General features: G+C 62.3%; 16 protein-coding genes. 12 read left to right on the top strand and 4 right to left on the bottom strand.

What is annotated here, in order from left to right; translation table 11 throughout:
* Positions 1-67 precede the first annotated feature (67 nt).
* From IMX18_RS13305 to dapA, 10 genes are all read left to right on the top strand, one after another.
* A complete protein-coding gene (locus tag IMX18_RS13305; RefSeq protein ID WP_217190818.1) occupies positions 68-955 on the top strand; it encodes a 5-oxoprolinase subunit B family protein in 888 nt (295 codons plus the stop codon).
* Positions 952-1923 (top strand): 5-oxoprolinase subunit C family protein, encoded by a 972-nt coding sequence (locus tag IMX18_RS13300; RefSeq protein WP_100413685.1) that lies wholly within the window; start codon positions 952-954, stop codon positions 1921-1923. Before IMX18_RS13305 ends, IMX18_RS13300 begins: the two co-directional genes overlap by 4 nt.
* Positions 1924-2155: 232 nt before the next feature.
* Complete coding sequence (icmH, locus tag IMX18_RS13295) at positions 2156-3028, top strand: type IVB secretion system protein IcmH/DotU (protein WP_015270006.1); 873 nt, start codon at positions 2156-2158, stop codon at positions 3026-3028.
* 14 nt (positions 3029-3042) lie between these two features.
* Positions 3043-5121, top strand: a complete 2079-nt coding sequence (locus IMX18_RS13290; protein ID WP_015270007.1) for a type VI secretion system Vgr family protein — start codon at positions 3043-3045, stop codon at positions 5119-5121.
* Positions 5121-6044: a hypothetical protein gene (locus IMX18_RS13285; RefSeq protein ID WP_015270008.1), complete on the top strand. Its 924-nt coding sequence runs from the start codon at positions 5121-5123 to the stop codon at positions 6042-6044. The genes IMX18_RS13290 and IMX18_RS13285 overlap by 1 nt, the downstream gene beginning before the upstream one ends.
* Positions 6041-9268, top strand: coding sequence for a T6SS effector BTH_I2691 family protein (locus IMX18_RS13280; RefSeq protein ID WP_223175421.1), 3228 nt, complete (start codon positions 6041-6043; stop codon positions 9266-9268). Before IMX18_RS13285 ends, IMX18_RS13280 begins: the two co-directional genes overlap by 4 nt.
* The gene (locus IMX18_RS28030; protein ID WP_224765925.1) at positions 9265-10074 is read left to right on the top strand and encodes a DUF6708 domain-containing protein; all 810 of its coding nucleotides are present in this window, start codon (positions 9265-9267) and stop codon (positions 10072-10074) included. The genes IMX18_RS13280 and IMX18_RS28030 overlap by 4 nt, the downstream gene beginning before the upstream one ends.
* Positions 10071-10328, top strand: coding sequence for a PAAR domain-containing protein (locus IMX18_RS13270; RefSeq protein ID WP_015270011.1), 258 nt, complete (start codon positions 10071-10073; stop codon positions 10326-10328). The genes IMX18_RS28030 and IMX18_RS13270 overlap by 4 nt, the downstream gene beginning before the upstream one ends.
* 103 nt (positions 10329-10431) lie before the next feature.
* A complete protein-coding gene (locus tag IMX18_RS13265; RefSeq protein WP_023661540.1) occupies positions 10432-10584 on the top strand; it encodes a hypothetical protein in 153 nt (50 codons plus the stop codon).
* A gap of 121 nt (positions 10585-10705) precedes the next feature.
* Positions 10706-11572, top strand: a complete 867-nt coding sequence (gene dapA / locus IMX18_RS13260) for a 4-hydroxy-tetrahydrodipicolinate synthase (protein ID WP_015270012.1) — start codon at positions 10706-10708, stop codon at positions 11570-11572.
* A 214-nt stretch (positions 11573-11786) separates the two neighbouring features.
* On the opposite strand, the gene IMX18_RS13255 is transcribed toward dapA, so the two are convergent.
* Positions 11787-13463, bottom strand: a complete 1677-nt coding sequence (locus IMX18_RS13255; RefSeq protein WP_191472840.1) for an NAD(P)H dependent flavin oxidoreductase family protein — start codon at positions 13461-13463, stop codon at positions 11787-11789.
* 78 nt (positions 13464-13541) lie between these two features.
* On the opposite strand from IMX18_RS13255, the gene pdxR reads away from it, so the two are divergent.
* Positions 13542-15089, top strand: a complete 1548-nt coding sequence (gene pdxR, locus IMX18_RS13250; RefSeq protein WP_015270014.1) for a MocR-like pyridoxine biosynthesis transcription factor PdxR — start codon at positions 13542-13544, stop codon at positions 15087-15089.
* 208 nt (positions 15090-15297) lie between these two features.
* Here pdxR and IMX18_RS13245 read toward each other — a convergent pair whose 3' ends face one another.
* Together IMX18_RS13245 and IMX18_RS13240 are read right to left on the bottom strand one after the other, a co-directional pair.
* Positions 15298-16542, bottom strand: a complete 1245-nt coding sequence (locus tag IMX18_RS13245) for a DUF1835 domain-containing protein (protein WP_015270015.1) — start codon at positions 16540-16542, stop codon at positions 15298-15300.
* Between the two features lie 189 nt (positions 16543-16731).
* Positions 16732-17130 (bottom strand): tetratricopeptide repeat protein, encoded by a 399-nt coding sequence (locus IMX18_RS13240; protein WP_015270016.1) that lies wholly within the window; start codon positions 17128-17130, stop codon positions 16732-16734.
* A gap of 251 nt (positions 17131-17381) precedes the next feature.
* Between IMX18_RS13240 and IMX18_RS13235 the strand changes: the two genes are divergently transcribed.
* Positions 17382-19007 carry a methyl-accepting chemotaxis protein gene (locus IMX18_RS13235; protein WP_217190478.1) on the top strand — a complete coding sequence of 542 codons (1626 nt, stop codon included), beginning with the start codon at positions 17382-17384 and terminating at the stop codon, positions 19005-19007.
* 460 nt (positions 19008-19467) lie between these two features.
* Here the strand turns inward: IMX18_RS13235 and IMX18_RS13230 are convergent, their stop codons facing one another.
* The gene (locus tag IMX18_RS13230; RefSeq protein ID WP_015270018.1) at positions 19468-19788 is read right to left on the bottom strand and encodes a hypothetical protein; all 321 of its coding nucleotides are present in this window, start codon (positions 19786-19788) and stop codon (positions 19468-19470) included.
* Between the last annotated feature and the right edge of the window lie 41 nt (positions 19789-19829).

Genomic DNA, 19829 nt, shown 5'->3' with positions numbered 1-19829 from the left:
TACGCCGGAGCCCGTGCAATTTGCTTTCGCCTGCCTTTCTGTAAAGACTCCAAGAAAAGGAACAGTCATGGCCGAACCGCTCGCTACAACCCCTATCCGCTACAGCTTCGGCGCCGACGAGCACCTGTTTGCCGAAGTCAGCGAGAGCATGTCGCTGGAGGCCTTTTTCAAGGGCATGGCTGTCACCCGCGCGGTGGAGCGGCTGGCCCTGGATGGCGTGCTGGATGTGTGCCTGGCCAACGCCTCGTTCCAGATTCGCTTCGACCCGGACCGTATCGCGCCGCAGGCACTGCTGGAGGCGGTGCGCGGTGCCGAAGCGCAGGCGGTGGCCGAGCGCTCGTTGCAGACACGGATCATCGAGATTCCAGTGCTGTACAACGACCCCTGGACCCATGAAACACTGATGCGTTTTCGTGACCGCCATCAGGACCCGGGCAGCACCGACCTGGAGTACGCCGCGCGGATCAACGGCCTGGCCGATGTCGAGGGGTTCATTGCCGCGCACAGCGGTGCGCCGTGGTTCGTGTCGATGGTCGGGTTCGTTGCCGGCCTGCCGTTCATGTTCCAGATGGTCGACCGAGAGCGGCAACTGCAGGTGCCCAAGTACCTGCGCCCGCGTACTGACACCCCCAAGCTCACCCTTGGCCATGGCGGCTGTTTCGGCTGCATCTATTCAGTGCGCGGGGCAGGTGGCTACCAGATGTTCGGCGTCACTCCGGCGCCTATCTACGACCCGCAGCAGACGCTGAACTACCTGAAGGAGCACATGGTGTTCTTCCGCCCGGGAGACATCGTGCAGTTCAAACCCATTGACCGCCGCACCTACGACCAGGCGGTGGCGGATGTCGAAGAAGGCCGTTTCGCCCTGCGCATTCGCCCGGTGGAATTCTCCCTGGACGCGTTCCTTGCCGACCCGGTCGGTTATCCACGGACTCTGCAGGAGGTGCTGGCATGATCAAGGTACTCAAACCCGGCTTGGCTACCTCGGTGCAGGACCTGGGCCGCGAAGGCTACTACCATCTGGGCATCCCGCCGTCCGGCGCCCTCGACCAGTACGCCCTGAGGGCGGCCAACCACCTGGTGGGCAACCCGTCCGGCGCCGCCGGCCTTGAGTGTGCGCTGGTGGGGCCGGAGCTGGAGTTCCAGCGGGATGCCCTGGTGGCGGTTTGCGGTGCGCAGATGCCGGCCTTGCTCGATGGCCGTGAGCAACGCCCGGACACCGCGTTTGCCGTACGTGCCGGGCAGGTGTTGCGTTTCGGCTTCCCTACCGCAGGTGCCCGGGCCTACCTGGCGGTGGCCGGCGGTATCGATGTACCCGAGGTGCTCGGCAGCCGCTCCACCTATGCGTTGGGTGCATTGGGTGGCTTGCAAGGGCGCAAGCTGATGGCGGGTGACCTGTTGCCGGTCGGCATGCCCAGCGGCAAGACCCGCGCCGGCGCGAGCCTGCCGATGGCCTTGCGCCAGGCCTTGGGCGGCGAGGTGGTGCTGCGGGTAGTGCCGGGGCTGTATTTTCACCGCCTGACCAAGGCTGCGGTGCAAAGCTTTTTCACCGAAGCCTGGACGGTCGGCTCCGAGGCCGACCGTATCGGCTATCGCTACAAGGGCGGCAGTGCCTTGAGCTTCCAGCCACGGGAGCAGCCGTTCGGGGCCGGCTCGGACCCGTCGAACATCGTTGACAGCTGCTACCCGATCGGCTCGATCCAGGTGCCCGCGGGGCTGGAGCCGATCATCCTGCACCGTGACGCGGTGTCGGGTGGCGGCTACGCCATGATCGGCACGGTGATCAGCGCCGACCTGGATTTGATCGGGCAGATGCAGCCCAATCAGCAGGCGCGGTTCCTCGAGGTAAGCCTGGAGGAAGCCCTGGAAGCTCGGCGCTCGTACAAGAAGAAGCTGGGTTTCCTGGCCAGATTGTTTGGCTGATTGATGTTTGCGGCGGTGCGCCACCCACACAAGGGCTGGCGCAGTCGTTGCAGGAGCGGCCTTGTGACGCGAAAGGGCCGCCGAGCGGCCCCGGAATTCCGGCATCACAGCGTCCAGACAAGCCAAAAGGAGAAAATTCCTACAGCGCTTTGGGACGCACCACGCTCCTCGAAGAATTGATTCCCCGATAGTGTTCATGTCTTCAGCCTAACTGGAAGACAAGGACCTCTTCATGCCCGGCCCATCTGCTGTTCATATTGGAAAACCCCAGGCCGCCAACGCTGCCCATGACGTAACCGAAAGCAGCCTGCATGCCATGCTCGATGTCCCGGAGGGCAGCGATTCACCTTATCCACCCGGCCAGGGCAGGCGCGCGGATCATGAGGGTTATCCGGCCGACCCGGACTTCCAGCTACGCGGCGGCTTCGCCAACCTGATGCTCGACGCGGCCAACCCGCTGTTCGGCCTGGTCATACGCCTGCGTACGCTGGATGACCTGCCCAACATCGAACATGTGCACAAGACCCTGCAGATTCAGGTCAGCACAATCCGCGAGGAAATACAGCAGCACGGTTATTCCTCTGTGCACCTCGAAGCCTATTCCTATGCCTTGTGCCTTTACCTGGACGAGGCCGTGATGAGTCGCCCCTGGGGGAACAATTCGTGCTGGAGCCACGAACCGCTGCTCAGCATCTTCCATGGCGAAACCCAGGGTGGCGAGAAGATCTTCGTGTTGCTGGAGCGGTTGATGCAGTCTCCGGAGGAGTTCCAGGATGTGCTGGAGTTCCTGTACTTCTGCTTTTGCCTGGGCCTGAAGGGCAAGTACGCCCTGGACCCGAAGTGCGATGAAATCATCAACGCCCTGATTTCGCGGATGCACAAGGTCATTCGTGCACTGCGCGGCCCCACGCCGGAATTCCCGGGCGACCCCTATACCAACGTGGTCCATCGCCCCCACCGCATGCGGCGTCGGGAATGGCCCTGGTGGAGCCCGTTGGTGATCTCCGCCATCGCCATGGTCTGCGCCTACTGCTACTACAGCTACCGCCTGAGCTTGATCACCGCCGAGGTGCTGGAGTCGCTCAACGGCATTTTGCAGCAGTAGCAAAGGGGATCCGCATGCCTAGCCAATCCGACTTGCGCTTCACCTTCCAGCCGCTCGCTGGCCAGATTGACTTCGAGGTGGTTTCGTTCGAACTCGACGAAATGATCAGCTCACCGTTCCAGCTGAAGCTGGAATTGATCAGTTTTGAAGACGAGGTCGACTTCGGCCAGTTGCTCGACCAACCAGTGCTGTTCACGATCTGGCGCGGTGAGCGCCCCCTGCGCTATGTGCACGGCCTGGTCAGCAGTTTCAGCCAGGGTGAGACGGGGTTCTATCGCACCCGTTACCGCGCATTGGTCGAGCCCGTGCTGGCCCGTGCCGGCTTACGTTCGAACTGGCGCATCTTCCAGCAGAAAACCGTGCCGCAGATTCTCGAATTGATGCTCAAGCGCCAGGGCATTGCCCGTTTCGAAATCAACAGCATGGGCGAGCATCAGGTGCGCGAGTTCTGCGTACAGGCCGGTGAAACGGACCTCGATTTCATCGCCCGCCTGGCGGGGGAAGAGGGTTTCGTCTATCGCTTCGAGCACACGCCGAAACATCACCAACTGGTCATCACCGACCGATTGCTGGCGCTGGGACAGATCAGCAGGAGCGCGATCAAGGCCGACGACGAGGATGAAGACTTCTTCGACGAAGACGACATCGGCCCCGACCAGGTGCTGTACCGTGCCAACAGCGGTGGCGACCAGGCCAGGCCTTGCCTGCGCCGCCTGCGTTACAGCGAACAGGTGCGCACTGCACGTCAGGTGCAGCGGGACTACACCTTCACCAACCCGCAGTACCGGCAGGAACACCGCGCAGGTGACAGTGGCATCACCCATCAGTCCCGGGACTACGAGCGCTTCGACTACCCCGGCCGTTACAAGCGTGATGCGGTCGGAGTACCCTTCACCGCCACGCGCTTGACGGCTCTGCGCCATGACGCCCGTATTGCCGAAGTCGAGGGTGACGATGTGCGGCTGCAACCGGGGCTGAGCTTTACCCTCATCGAACACCCGCGCAAAGACCTCAACGCCCATTGGCGTGTGATGCGTGTACATCACGAGGGCAGCCAGTTCACCAGCCTGCAAGAAGAAGCTGCCGGGGCCGAACAAGGAACGCGCTACTCGCAGGAAGCCGTGCTGGTGCCCGGCCGAATCGAATGGCGCCCGGCGCCGTTGCCCAAGCCACGCATCGACGGCCCGCACATGGCCACGGTCGTCGGGCCGCCCGGGGAAGAGATCTACTGCGACGAGTGGGGCCGGGTCAAGGTGAGCTTCCCCTGGGACCGGGAGAGCGAGAACAACGAGTTCAGCTCCTGCTGGGTGCGCGTGTCGCAAGGCTGGGCCGGTGGTAGCTGGGGTTCGATGGCCATCCCGCGCATTGGCCAGGACGTGATCGTCCAGTACGTCAACGCCGACCCCGACCAGCCGATGATCACCGGGCGTACCTATTGCGGCGACCAGCTGCCGCCGTACGACCTGCCCGAACACAAGACGCGCATGACCATCAAGAGCCAGACCCACAAGGGCGATGGCTTCAACGAGCTGCGCTTCGAGGACGAACTCGGCAAGGAAGAAGTGTTCATCCATGCCCAACGGGACCAGAACAATGTAGTCGGCAATGATGAGACCACGCGTGTGGGGCGTAATCGTGTCGAGCAGGTCGGCAATGATGAGCACTTGAATATCGGCAATGACTTCCGCCAGGAAACCGGGGGTGACCATACCCAGCTCATTGGGCAAACCTGCCACGTAGACATCAAGCAGGACCTGATCGAGAAGATAGGCAACGACCGTAGCGAATCAACAGGGGCCAATCACAGGGCCCTTGTCGGGAAAGACGCCGAGCTGGTCGTCAAAGGTACGCAAAAGGTCACCGTCGGGCAGGGCATGGAGCAACATACGACGATCTATCAGCTGCGCGCCAGTGAGCGCATCGAGTTCAGAACCGCGGGCGGCAGCATTGTGCTGGACGGGCAGGGCATCACTATCAACGGGCTGAAGCTCGAGCTGTTGGGGCAAACCAGCGCGGCTGCGTCAGGGGCTGGAAACAGCCAGCCACTTACGCTTGCGCCTGACGCCAGCAACAAGTGCGAGGCCAAGGCCTGATGCGCACTGACAACCTGGCGAGGCTCATCGAAAGCCATCATGGGGCGCACTTGTACTGCCATGTGCTGATAGATCCGCTTGCGACTGCTCACGATGGCGACCACGGCGTGCTTGCCCCGCTGCGCAATGCCCTGGGTGAGCAGGCATTGACCCGTGTGCACCGGGCCGACCTGGCCCATGCCCCCCAACTGCATCCCGTACTGGTCTGCCTGGCTTCGCCCGGCATGGTCCCCAGTCGCCGTCTGTTGGAACTGACCGCCCGAGCGGCGCAGAGGGCGTTGTTTCAGCAACGGCGTTACCTGTGTGGCTGGCTGTTCAGTGAGGCGCCTTCGGCCACTGTCGCGTCCCATCTCACGGCCTTGTGTCGGCTACCCGATTCCAATCGGGAATTTGGCTGCTACCCGGTCTACGAACCCGTCCGGCTGGAGTTGCTTGCGGCGACGTTCGAGCGGCTTGAACAAGGCCCATGGTGGCCGATCAGTGACTGGTTGTTCCTGAGTAGCGGTGGGAGGTTGGCAAGCCTGAAAGGGCAGAGCGGGCAGCGACACCCTTTGCCGACCCCTGCGCGGCGAATTCAGGATGACGTGGGGCTGATCGAACGTGTGCTGGCTACCTGGAGAGTGTTGCGGGCGGGTTCGCAGCACATCAATCAGTGTCAGATTCCACCGTTTGCTGCGGTGCGTGCTTCGAACCATATCGATGATGCACGCAGGTTGGGCCTGAGCGAGATGGAGGACATCGTGGCCTTCGCTCTCCATCACCTGTGCATTCACCCGAGGCTGCATACCGTACCTGCGGTGGGCGAAATGATCGATGCAGCGGCCAGAGGCCAGGCGCCTCTTGCCGCGTTGCTCGCCCGCTACTCCGAGGCGCAATGGCGCCAACTGATCGAATGCCTGCCGAAATCCGAGAATCGCTCATGACCATCAGCCAACGTATTGCCCTCGCGATCGCCGAAGCCGGGCTGCCGCACGACCAGTGCATGTTCTGCGAGCGCCAGGGCCTGCCGATCCTGCCGCTGCGCCGCGCCCTGGTGCCCGATACCCGCCCCGAGTGTGTCTCCACCGTGGCGGATAACCGGCATATCTCGACAAAGATCGGCTTGCGCACCTTGCGCAGGGGCTTCCTGTATGTGCTGCTCGACCAGCAGGTCTGGCATGCCTATGCCGTCAGCGAGCAAGGTCATCTGCGCCGCTTCAACCCTTACGAGCCGCCAGATGGCCCGCCTTCCCCGCTGCCCGAAAAATGCGTGAACGCAGATCACGACATTCCTTCGGCCTTTCTCAACATCGATACCAGCAGGTACGCCAGCGCCTGGCTGGCCTTCTCCAGCGATCCTTGGCCGGTGAGCGTGCTGAACGCCTACAAGAGCGGCGCGTCGCCTGCGCATCGCTTCGAGGGCCTGGACCTGATCCAGGCCCGCAGCAATCCCGAGCTCCTAGGCATCGCCATGACGCCCGATAAGCTTGGGGTCGACCAGCAGGTGTTCGAGTACGCCCAGCATGGCTGTGCCCCCTTCGACAGTGCGCATGGCTTCCACAGCCGCTGGTTGCGCCGGTTCGCCCTGCGAGGGTATCTGGTCAATGCGATCAACCGGCACAAGCTGGAAAACGGCGTGCTGGCGGTGGTGCTCGACGACACTGTCGGGCTGATTCAGGAGTACAACCATCAGCGGCTGAACTGGGTAGTGAAGCGTCAGGCCTGGCGTGAAGAACCGATGCGCGCCTATCAGCTGCAGACCTCGCAGATCCTGCAGATCATTCGCGCCACGCACAGGGAATGGGCGGCGCAGAAGGTGCCGTCGCTGGAACCGATGACGGGTGATGGGCCGCCGGTGTTCACCGACCCGGCAGTCGAGCGGCAGCTGTTGGTCGAGCGTGCACAGCAGGAGAGTGACAAGCGGCTTGAAGAGCGCTACCACGAACCGCAGCGGGCCGCGTTCCAGGCTGACTATGAGCAGCAGGAACGTGAGTTTCAGCGTTACATCGACAAGGACGCGCAGGCGTACGTTGCCTTGTTCGATACGCCCATGTTCAAGGTGGCCGAGGCGTACGACTACGACGGTAACGATCGTGAGTCCGGGGTGGCCTACGCCAAGACCATGGCCCTGTGCCTGGGCGGTGGGGTTACGGAAGCTGTCGTCCCCCGCCTTGAACCGCATGTTCCCGCTTCCGGCACCAGCGAACTGCTCTGGCTGAAATGGCTGCAGGACCCGGACAGCCCGCCCTACCGTGCCTTGCTGATACGCGACCAGGCACTGCTGGCCGGGCTGCTGCCCAGTTTCTCCGCCACAGAAGCGATCAGCTGGAACGACAGCGACAAGCTCTACGGCATGCTGAGCAAGATCATCGCCAGCGATGACGCCGGCTTGCGCATGCGCAATACCCTCAAGCAGGCCATTGCTGAAACGCAGGGTGCGCTCAATGCGGCCAGTCAGCGGCTGGCGCCATGTTTGTCACCTGGTATTCAGAAGGCTGTGCGGCATTTGAACAGCGCCACGCAGTTTCTCTACAACGGCGTCCACCTGATCGAACTGGAAGTGAAGATGAAGCTGGGCGAGTACTACGCGTTGCAGAGCGCCCACCTCCGGGAGTTGCAGCACAAGGCCAATGCGTCGATCGCCGAGGCGCGGGACCGGATGCGCCGCAATATCGATGACTTCGAGTTTGGCTCGATGAAGGCCATGCGCAAGGTGCGGCCGATCATCCAGCACGGGCTGATGAGCCTGGCCGTGCTCGATCCACGGTTCACCAATTCGATGATCAGCGTGACGGTGTGGGTCGAGGGCAAGGCCGAGGAAGTGCATGGGCGGCTGTTCAAGGAGGCCAGCATGGGCGTGACCCAGGCGAGCAGCGCGGCGGAGCTTGCCTTGGTGGATATCTCGGTGGCGGCAGGGACGTTGGAAGCCGATGCGCGCAAATTATTGCAGGGGATGAAGATCACGTCGCAGCAGGCGGCCCGATTGGTAAAAACCAGTTTTTCCGGGTTGCGCGGGATTGCTGGCAGCTGGGAAGTCCTGCTGGCGACAGGCGGGTTGTATCTGCAGCAGGACAGCCTGGGCAGGAATCAGGAAAAGGCGGAAACGGAGATTGGGCCCAAGGCGTTTGAGGCCAAATTGGCGTTGCAAGGATCGCAGTTGGGCCTGTTGGGAGGGCAAGTCGAACTGGTTGGGCTCATTTTGAGATCAAGTACCGGCCACATGGCTGAGTCATGGGCTAAAAGCACGTCCGGAGCTGGAGTGTCGCTGATAAGGCTCGGTGCAATGGTCAGTGCGATAGCTGGGATTTTTGACACGGTGCAAGCATTTTCTGCTGCTAAACGCGCACTGACAGCAGCGGATAGTAAGGCGGGAGCGCTTTATTATGGTGCAGGGTTCGTATATGGCATCTCCACTGGGGTATTTGCCTATGCAGTTATTAAGTCATTTGTATTAGGGCCTTTAGGTCTGGCTGTAGTGCTGGCGCTCACTGCCTACGCAATCAGCAAGTTGGCTGAGGGAAGCGAATCTACCGCACTAGAGCGCTGGGCACGACGCTGCTACTTTGGTAAGGCTGATGAAAAGCCAGCTGTGCATTGGGATGTTCCTGAGTATGCAGATATTGCATTTGCAGAGCTTAATGCGGCCACGCTAGGCGTGTATGTGGGGGTTCATTTCGAATCCAGGCGCTCAAGCGATCCGGCTGCCTCCAAGATAGGTGGCTTGGTCAGCTTGGAGCTAGAACATCAACTTAAGTTTCGAATTGAATTGCCTGGGTACAGTGATCAGAACTCGGCCTTTCGTTGGACTCTAGTAGTACATCGACAGGGTGACGGAACCTTCCCCGAATTTTTCGGCGGTGAGACTCTTATTGTTGATGAATATCAGGCCTTTCCAGTCAAGGATCTTGCTAAAGCTGTAAAACTCCCTGGCTTTTCTCAGCCAAGGTCGCCTGACTACAAAAGTGATTTTTTGGTGAATAAACAGCGACGATCGTGGGGCTTAGGTGGCTTGCATGTGTCCAGGTTGGAAATCACCGGAGCTGTGGAACTTATGCCGACTATCGGGCTGCATAATATTAGAGCTGCGACACTTTTAGTGATGTATTGGCCAGATAGGAATGTGCCGAATGCCTATGTTGAGGTTTGTGCCAAGGAGGCTAATGAGTGAAAGCTAAGTTCAGGGCTCGGCGGGCTCTTTGTTGGAGTTATGATCTGCCTGATGTCAGCTCGCAGAAGGTTCCGCGTTTTAGTTTTGAGGATATAAATCCATCACCTAACTATCTAGATAAAGTGTACTTGGAGCTTCCTCGATCTACTGTCAGTTTGCGTGGTGTTGCGGTCCTGCTGGGCATTCCAGGGTTGATCGCGTCTTCTGGTGCGCTTATATATTTGTATTTGCTTATGCTGGATGTTAGTTGGTCGCGTGACTGGTATGTTGCTGTTATTATAGTGCTGGTGCCTCTGATTGGAATGTGGGCTGTTGCGTCCTTTGTAAAGATCGACCTAATGCTCCCAAGGGACGAACCAATCCGCTTCAATCGCCTGCGACGCAAAATTTATCTCTATCAATTCAGATTCCACTACATCTATCTGTTCAGCCGCAAACACTGGGGCGTTAAACCGGTCGCCTACAACTGGGACGACGTAACCGCCGAAGTCTACCGAGTCTACGCCCCCGGCCACGGTGGGCTGATCGAAAACGTCATGCTGTCGGTCCGCAACCCGGAAACCAACGAAGTCATCGACCGCGTCTTCTTCACCCACGACCTGTACCACGGTGAAGCCTACTGGGCCATCGCCCGGCTATTCATGCAGCAAGGCCCCGAAGCCCTGCCGAAGTTCGTACACCCACCCCGTGACTGGAACGATGACGATGGCCTGAGCCACATGCATTGCCTGGCACCCAAGGTTAATTGGCCAGAGGAGATAGACCGTGAATCTCGCACCGGGCCATCAGAAGGAGAGACCCAATGAATCCTGTCGTACTTGTAGGCCATCGACATGTCTGCCCGCTGCATGGCATCAACGAGGTAGAAAGCGGCAGTGCAACGTACATCTTCAACGGCAGGGCGGTTGCCAGGGTGGGGGATCGGACCACGTGCGGTGCCGTGATTGAGAGTGGAGCCGAGCATTTCCTGATTGAAGGCGCGGCCGTGGCGCGTAAAGGTGACCGGACGGATCACGGTGGTGTGCTGGAGGAGGGTGATGCTGGGTGGATGCTGGACTGATCAAATGTCTCTTGTACAAGATCGGGCCCACAGATCTCTGTGCGGCTTTGGCAGTGAACACCAGCGCAGCCGGATGGGTTTGCTATCTCGGTGTTGACACCGAGTGCGCCGCGCCACCATTATCCAGCCATATCCACGCAACGGGCTTGCCGGCATGTCCATTTCCAACCACGCCATTTTCGCTTCGGGCTTCATCGCCCAGGCAGGCGCGTGCGTTGCCGTTGCCAAGAAATCCAAGAAACAGCCGCTCATCTGACCGAGGCGCGCTGTCTCGTCAGGTGGGCTGACGAGACAGAAGGCGCCAGGTATCCCTGCCAGACCACTTCGACTCTCCGCTCTGCTGACGCTGACTTTCGGTCAACATCAGGAGTTTTTGCATGTCGAATTTCCGTGGTATCTGGATTGCCCTCGTCACGCCATTGCGCGCCAATGAAGTCGACTTCGCCGCCCTGGAAAAACTGGTGAAGAAGCTGCTCGAAGAGGGTGTGGCCGGTTTTGTGGTGTGCGGTACCACGGGCGAGGCGGCGGCGCTGTCCAAGGCCGAACAACTGGCCGTGCTGGATGCCGTGCTGGCCTGGGTGGAGCCGGGCAGGGTGGTGATGGGCTTGTCGGGCTACAACTTGCGCGAGTTGTTGGCCTTCCAGGCTGAAATCCAGCGGCGTGAGATTGGCGGGCTGCTGGTCCCTGCGCCGTGCTACATCCGGCCTTCGCAGGCCGGCATCGAAGCGTTCTTCAGCACCGTGGCGGATGCCGCCAGCGTACCGGTGATCGTCTACGACATTCCCTACCGCACCGGGGTACGTATCGAGCGTGAAACCCTGCGCCGCATCGTGCGCCACCCGCGCATCGCGGCGGTGAAGGACTGCGGCGGTGACAGCGAGACCACCATGGCCCTGATCCAGGACGGCCACGCCCAGGTGCTGGCCGGTGAGGACGTGCAGATCTTCAACAACCTGTGCCTGGGTGGCGCAGGGGCCATTTCTGCTTCGGCGCATGTACGCGCCGACCTGTACGTGCGCATGCTGCAGCAGGTCGACCATGGCGACTGGGTAGCCGCGCGCGGCACGTTCTACCAATTGCTGCCTTGGATGAAGATGGCCTTTGCCGAGCCCAACCCGGCTGTGGTCAAGGCGGCCTTGCAGCTGCAGGGGCTGATGACCGACGAACTGCGAGAGCCCATGCAGGCGTGCACGGAGATGACCCGGGGCAAGCTGCGAAGCGTTGTGGATTCGCTCGGCGCTTGAGGGTGTACCTGCCGGGCTGTTGTTCTGTTGACGAATGCCCGGCCTTTTGAGCTGCGCTGGCGCGTTGAAAACAAATATCGCTCACTTGGCGCGTCCTTTGTAGGAGCAGCCTTGTGCTGCGAAGAGGCCCGTACTGACAATTCGTATCTGTTGCCTGTACCGGCCTCTTCGCAGCACAAGGCTGCTCCTACCGGGCCCCTGCTAAATTTTCACCTCAGGAGACCGACCTGGCCTCGCCAATCAGGATGTCTTCGAAAAACGCCCCGACCGGCTCGGTAGGGTGGCACAACTGGATCTCCAGCACCCACACCACTTCGCTCGGGACGATTTCCACCTCGGCCAGTTTGTCCTGCCCATACAGCACATGCGGGAAGTCGGCGATGCGATGCCCGGCCAGGTTGCGCTCCAGCTGCCAGCCTTTTACCTGGGCACTGCGCTCGGCGAAGTCGTACAGTTCGCGCCCGGTCAGGCCACGGCCCCAGGCCTGGCGGGTTTCGTCGAACACCTCATGCAGTGCCTTGACGCAGGCGTGGTGCAGCTCGTGCTGGCCGAACACGAAGGTGTCGCCATAGTCGCCCTCATAGCCATCCCATACCGGGCCGACGTCGACCACGACGATATCCGTAGTACGTAATACACGTTGCAGATCAATGCCTTGGCGCGGCGTGCGCACGGTGTCGTCGCCAAAGCGGATGTAGGTCGGGTGCCAGGTGTGCGATGCACCCATCGCCTGCAAGGTTTGCGCGGCCATCTCCAGCGCCTGGGCAGTGGTCATGCCGACTTTCAGCTGGTTCGCTATCGCAGCAACGGCCCGCACCGACTGCTCGCGGGCAGCGAGCATGCCGTCCAGCGAGTAGCGTGGGCCGACTTTTTCAAGCTCCGGGTGCAACGGGCTGGCTGTTGAAGCCTCTGGCGCCAGTGTGCCGCTGGCAACGAAAGCCTCCGCGACAAAACGATGGGCCTGCAGGCCTGCCGCGAGGCACTGCTCGCGAACCTGGCTGATCATCGCCGCATTGCCGCAGGCATAGACCTGGGTGTCGGCCCAGCGATGGGCCTGGGCCAGCGCTACCTGCTGCACCCGCGCCTGGTCCGATAGCACCGGGTACCAGCGAAAGTGAGCGTGTGCACGGCTGGCCTGATCGAGAAACTCACGGTCATAGAAGTCGGCGTCCGATCTGCCGCCCCAGTACAACGTGACCTCGGCATCACCTGCCAGGGCGGTCAGCAGCAATGGCTTGATGCCGGCGTAACCTGTGCCAGTGGCGAACAGCACCAGGGGCCGCTGGTCCTCGTGCTGCCAGGTGCAGGCACCCACCGGCCCTTCCAGCTTCAAGGTGTCACCTGCTTGCAGGGTTGGCAGCAGGCGTTCGGTAAACAGGCCGCCGCTTACCTTGCGGATGTGAAACACCAGTTTCCCCTGGTCCCGGTCGGGCAGGTTGGCGATGGAAAAACAGCGGCTATCGCCGTTGGCGAGCCGAATGCGTACGTACTGGCCAGCCCGTACCGCCAACGGCTGTGCAGGCTGCAGCACCAGTTCGATGATATCGGCGCTCAGTTCGCGTTTACCATGTACCTGCGCGTGGATTTCCAGTGTCTGGGTTTCCAGGGACCAGCCGGGGATTTCCAGGCGCATGTCGCTGCAGGCGTGGCTCTGGCACAGCAACATTTCGTCGTCGGCCAGGGGGTAGCAGGGCGCCGGCATGTCTGCCGTCCGCTGCTTGTCCCGATACTGCCCCGACACCACCTTGACCTTGCACGACCCGCAGGCGCCGCGGCGGCATGAGAAGGGCACCGGCAGGCCGCTGGCGAGCATGGCATCGAGCAGCAGCTCCTGGCTGGCGTCGAAGGTTTTGCCCGAGGGCGACAATTCAATGACGTGGCGGTTCTGCATGGGCATCTCGGGGCAAGTGGAGGTTCGATTGTTGCTATAGTCCAGGACCAGTAGAACCTCCAGTTTCGGTTAATTCACATGGTCCAGCTTCGCAAATGGCAGCCGCTGCTCAAGCTCGACGGGGCGCAGCCGCAGGCTTCGTACAGGCAGATCGTCGAGGGCCTGGTAGCCGCGATCTCCGAGGGCCGCCTGCGCCCCGGTACGCCGTTGCCCGGCACGCGGGAAATGGCGCAACTGCTGAACGTCAATCGCAAGACGGTGATCCTCGCCTACGAGGAAGCCGAGACCAAAGGCTGGCTGGAAAGCGTGCAGCGCCGTGGCACCTTCGTCAGTCGGCAGCTGGCGGCTGGCACCCTGGCCGAGCCCGATGCAGCGCAGCCTTTTGCCCTGGTGCTACAGGAGGAGCCTGCCGTTGCCTACTTCGCGGCCAACGAACAGGCTGCCGCGCAGCAGGATCGGCCGGGTGCGCTGTTCTTTGACAACGGCGCCTGTGACCACCGCCTGCTGCCGCAGACCGTTCTGCACCGCTATTACCGTAATGCCTTGCGCAACAGCTTTGCCGCCAACACCGTGCGCCATGGCAGCGCGTGCAGCAGCCACTCCCTGCGCAGCGCCTTGGCCGACATGCTGCGGCACAATCGCAGCCTGAACGTTGGCGCCGAGCATATCTGCCTGACCCAGGGCGTGCAGATGTCGCTGTACCTGGTGGCTAGCGTGCTGCTCAAGCCTGGTGACGTTGTGCTGGTCGAACGCCTGAGCTATCCGCCCGCGTGGGAGATCTTCCGCCAGCTGGGCGCCCGGCTGGTCACCGTGGACCTGGATGAGGAGGGCTGTCGGGTCGAGCAGATCGATGCACTGTGCCGGCTGCACCAGGTACGCATGCTGTACATCACACCCCATCACCAGTTCCCGACCACGGTCAGCCTGCCTGCCGGGCGCCGGCAGCAGTTGCTGGAACTGGCGCGGCAGCACGACTTCTGCGTGGTCGAGGAAGACTACGACCATGAATACCACTTTGCCGGGAGGCCTTACCTGCCGCTGGCCAGCGACCGTCAGCAGCGGCACGTGATCTACATTGGCTCATTGTCCAAGTCCCTGGGCAGTACGTTCCGTTGCAGTTTCATCGTGGCGCCGGCGGAGGTGGCTGCGGCGCTCGAACGCAGGGCGACGCTGACCCTGGGGCAGGGTGATGCGGTGATGCAGCAGATGCTGGCGGACTTGATCAATGATGGCGAACTGAAGAAGCACTTGCGTCGGGTCACCCGGGAGTATCGCCGACGTCGAGAGACCCTGTTGGTTTGCTTGCGCGATGCCTTTGGCGAGCAGGTAACCGTGCGCGAGCCGGAAGGTGGGCTGGCGCTGTGGGTGAGGTTTGCTGACGAGATCAATGTGGATCAGTTGGTTGGCAAGGCGTTGGAGTTGGACCTGGTGGTACGCAGTGGCCGGCAGTTTTCGCCGTTTGGTCATGCGGAAAATGCCTTGCGCCTCGGGTTTGCCTCGCTGGACATGGATGAAATCCGGCTGGCTACACAACGTTTGGCGCAGGCGGCGAAGGCGATTGCAACATCGGTCCAGCGCAATCCCTGTGGGCGATCACCCAGCCCTTTGGGCTGCGCTGTCGAGTAGAGAACTGAATTCGCAAGCGGTCCGCGTACCCTGTGGGAGCGGCTTTAGCCGCGAAGATCCCAACGCGGTGCATGGCACCGGCTGCGCCGGTGTTCGCGGCTAAAGCCGCTCCCACAGGGGCCCTGCTAATGCAATGAGTTATGGGTAGTTCCATGAGAGCTGACTTGCCGGTGCCATCCACCGCGTTACCTGATCAAGCTTGAGCGGGCTATTTGCGCTGCCACACTCCGCCTTGTTCGCTGACCACCCAGGGCTTGTCCGCGGCATCGATAACCACTCCACCCACCCAGCGCTGCGCAGGGTTGTGGTCAAGCCAATGCGCCTGCCCCGCCAGCACCTGCTCGGCAAGTGCGGTCAGCCGCAACGGCCGTTGCGCCCAAGACTCGCCCGGGCCTTCCAGCAGCAGCGGGTGCGGTGCATGGATCAGGGGCTGCAGCAAAACATGGAACATCATGTCACCCAGGTAAGGCAGCGGTTCATCCTGCATCATCAACTGGGCAAACACACGTCCGGCCGGCAGCTCGCCGCGTGAGGCCAGAATGCGCAACAGCAGGCGTTCGGTGAGGCTCAAGCCGTCGTTCGCCCCCGGCAGTTCCTGAAGTTGCCGCGCAAGGGCCCGGCCCAGCAACGGCAAGGCCGTATGCTGGAGGCCCGCCAGGGCAGCCCAGGCCCTTGGGTCAGGCGCGGTATAGGCTGCCCATGTCTGGCGGGCCAGGGCCAGCACGTCCTCACCCAGCGCGCGACGTTGTGGCCATAGCCAGGCGAGCAAGTCCGGGGCCAGCTGGCCGATACCGATGAAGCGCTCGACGCCAGGTACCTGGGTGATTTCGATCAGCTCCAAGCGGCGCGGCAGGCTGGGCAGGCTGGCGAGTACGCGGATCAGGAACAGCTGGTCGTAAGCGTCACCCTCGCACCACAGCACGATCTTGCTGTCGCTGTTCAAGCCGGCCAGGGCGGTGCGCTGTGCCGCTTGGCGTTGCTCAACGTCCTGGATGCTCAGGTTGAACGCCTGCTGTATGTAAGCGGCCCGAACCTGCCAATACTGCTCCTCGGGCAGTGCGCAGACCGGCCCCATGACCATGGGGTCCTCGAACATCTGGAAGGCACCGGCAAAACCGGCCGTGCGCAAGCTGTGGGCGATGTCGTTGCCGCAGCGCCAATGCTGCACGGCTGCCTCGTCATCGGCGGTGAAGCCAGGGTGGCGTGCCGCAAAAGCGACGGCATCGGCATGGGCCTTGAGCTTGGGCCAACTGGCAAAACCGGCCTCGCGGGCCACCAGCCATTGGGTATCGGCAAGCCGGTAGTCAGGGCCAGGCAGGCCGAGTGCGCGTAGCTGCTCGCGGGTGTCGTCGGCCTTGTGGTTTTTCAGGGCGGTGAGCAAGCGTTTGGCGCGTTTGCGCAAGGCGGGCAGGTCGAGCAGGCCGTGGTGGCGGGATGCATTGATGGCGGGCATGCCAACTCCTTTGGGGCTCGGTCCGCCGACAAGCCGGGAGCTGGTATGGGAATGTGATGATGCTTGGCTCGGGAAACCCCTTGGCGCGGACCGCAGGCGCAGCCAGCGCCCTGGCGCCGACTTTACCGGGTAATGCGCGTGGGTGCAAAGAAGGTCGATGGTGGCCTGACGCGCAGCGTCCGATCGCCGTCAGTGCGCAGCCGTCGGCAGAATGCCCGAGCCCTGGGCCTTGTGCGCGGCTTCTATCAGCTGCAGGTTGCGGCTGCGCAGGGCGTGATTGTTGCCAACACGCAGGTTGGAGCGAAGCGCCAGGGTTTCGGCCTGTTCATACTGCCCTTGCTGAAGGCGCAAAACGCCAAGGTAGTGCAGCGTTGCCGGGTTGTTCGGTTGAATGTGCAGCGCACGCTCCAGGGTGGCCGCCGCCTGGTCCAGCTGGCCGTCGGCATACTGTTGCGAGGCGGTTTCGATCAGCACCGTCGAGGCATTGTTGCTGCGCGTGGGCGCGTAGCGTTCGCCGGCCAGTGCGCCCTGTGCCGTGATTGCGCTGAACAACAGGAGCAGGGCTGACAGAACAGGTGTGCTGGGCATCGGCGGAAGACTCGGCAGGGGGGGCGGGCCAGGTTGGAGGGCGAGCGGATGCTATCGACCGAATTGGAGCGTTGAAGTTCCCGCCTGGGCGGCTTGTTGCCCGTCGCCCGGTCTGTGCCTCGACAACATCTGTTCGGTTACCGCCCATAACCGTACTCCGGCGCCTCAAGCCTGGGGCAGTACCTCCGATAGCAGCACACCCACCGTCGAATCATCGACCAGAAGTGGTGCCAACAAGGAGTACTGCCCCCATGCTTGCCAACCTGAAGATCCGCACCGGAATGTTCTGGGTGCTGTCGCTGTTCAGCGTGACCCTGCTGTTTTCCACCGTCAGTGCCTGGCGGGCGGCGGTGGGCAGCGACCAGCAGATCACCGAACTGGACCAGACCGCGCACCAGTCGGACCGGTTGAACAATGCGTTGCTGATGGCGATTCGCGCCAGTGCCAATGTGTCCTCGGGCTTCATCGAGCAGCTGGGTGGTCATGAGGAAAGCGCCAACAAGCGCATGGCGCTGTCGGTCGAGCTGAACGACAAGAGCCAGAAGCTGGTGGACGAGTTTGTCGAAAACGCCCGCGAGCCTGCGCTGCACGCACTGGCAACGGCACTGCAGGCCACCTACGGCGAGTATTCCAAGGCGGTCGCCGGGCAGCGTGAGGCAACCCGTCAACGTTCACTCGAGCAGTATTTCAAGGTCAACACCGACGCCGGCAACGCCATGGGCCGGCTGCAGGCGCTGCGCCAGCAACTGGTCGGCGCATTGAGTGAGCGCGGTCAGCAGATCATGCTGGAATCCGACCGGCGCCTGGCGCGCGCCCAACTGCTGAGCCTGGGGCTGCTAGGCGTGACGTTGGTGTTGGCGGTGCTGTGCTGGGCCTTTATTGCCCAGCGCGTGCTGCACCCGCTGCGCGAAGCTGGCCGGCACTTCCAGCGCATTGCCGGCGGCGACCTGAGCGTGCCGGTGCAGGGGCAGGGCAGTAACGAGATCGGCCAGCTGTTCCATGAACTTGAGCGCATGCAGCAGAGCCAGCGCGACACTCTGGGGCAGATCAGCAACTGTGCCAGGCAGCTGGACGCAGCCGCCACGGCGCTGAATACGGTCACCGAGGAAAGCGCCAACAACCTGCGCCAGCAGGGCCTGGAGCTGGAGCAGGCCGCTACCGCCGTTACCGAAATGACCACGGCTGTCGAGGAGGTTGCGCGCAATGCCATCACCACCTCGCAGACCACCAGCGAATCCAACCAGCTGGCGGCGCAAAGCCGCCGGCAAGTCAACGACAACATCGACGGCACCGAGGCCATGACTCGGGAGATCCAGGCCAGCAGCGCACACCTGGAGCAACTGGTCGGGCAGGTGCGGGACATCAGCAAGGTGCTGGAAGTGATTCGCTCGGTGTCCGAGCAAACCAACCTGCTGGCGCTCAATGCCGCCATCGAGGCCGCCCGTGCGGGCGAGGCCGGGCGCGGCTTTGCGGTGGTGGCTGATGAAGTGCGTACGCTGGCTTACCGCACGCAGCAGTCGACCCAGGAAATCGAGCAGATGATCGGGCGCGTGCAGGCGGGTACCGAAGCGGCCATGACCTCGATGCAGGCCAGTACCAGTCGTGCCCAGTCGACGCTGGACGTGACACTGGCCTCGGGGCAGGTGCTTGAGGGTATCTACAGTGCGATCGGCGAGATCAACGAGCGTAACCTGGTGATTGCCAGTGCAGCCGAAGAGCAGGCCCAGGTGGCGCGAGAGGTGGACCGCAACCTGCTGAACATTCGCGAGCTGTCGACATCCTCGGCAGCAGGGGCGCAGCAGACCAGTGAGGCGAGCAAGGCGTTGTCGGGGTTGGTGGGGGAGATGGCGGCGTTGGTGGCGCGGTTCAGGGTTTGAGGTCTGGCGGGCACCAGACTGTGGCAGTGGGCGCGCCCGCGAACACCGGCGTAGCCGGTGCCTTCCACCGCGTCGCCTGCTTCGCGGGTAAACCCGCACACAGGGGCACCACCAGCTGAAGGAATGCGCCATACCTGTGGGAGCGGGCGCGCCCGCGAACACCGGCGCAGCCGGTGCCATCCACGGCGTCGCCTGCTTCGCGGGCATGCCCGCTCCCACAGGGACCCCACCAGCTGAAGGAATGCGCCATACCTGTGGGAGCGTGCGCGCCCGCGAACACCGGCGCAGCCGGTGCCATCCACGGCGTCGCCTGCTTCGCGGGTATGCCCGCTCCCACAGGGACCCCACCAGCTGAAGGAATGCGCCGTACCTGTAGGAGCGGGTTTACCCGCGAACACCGGCGCAGCCGGTGCCATCAACCGCATCGCCCGGTTCGAGCGCACGCCATGTGTGCTTTCAGTTATCGATCGTGCTTCGAAGAGGAGCGCCCGGCCTTGTTGTGTTCCTTGGAATGGGCAATGCCGGACCGGGTAGTGCCACGGCCGTTGTCATCATTGCGCAGGCTTCCATAGTGATTGCCGCTCTCGCCATGGTTGCGGGTGGCCTTGCCTGCATGATCACTCTCGTAGCCGGCGCCATTACCGTTGAACCCACCTTTGCCACCGCCATTGCCATTACCTTTGGCATATGCGGAACCAATCGGCGAGACATCGGCAGGCAACAATGCAGTTGCGCCGAGCGCCAGGGCACAGGTAAAGACGGCTACCAGGGTTTTTTTCATGTTTGTTCGCCTCCAAAAGGCGCAGGGGAGGAAATTTGAGT

This window comes from Pseudomonas shirazica, assembly GCF_015168335.1.
GTDB classification, from domain to species: Bacteria; Pseudomonadota; Gammaproteobacteria; order Pseudomonadales; family Pseudomonadaceae; genus Aquipseudomonas; species Aquipseudomonas asiatica.
The sequence above is the reverse complement of the archived record's forward strand: the minus strand, read 5'-3'. Positions and strand labels throughout refer to the sequence as shown.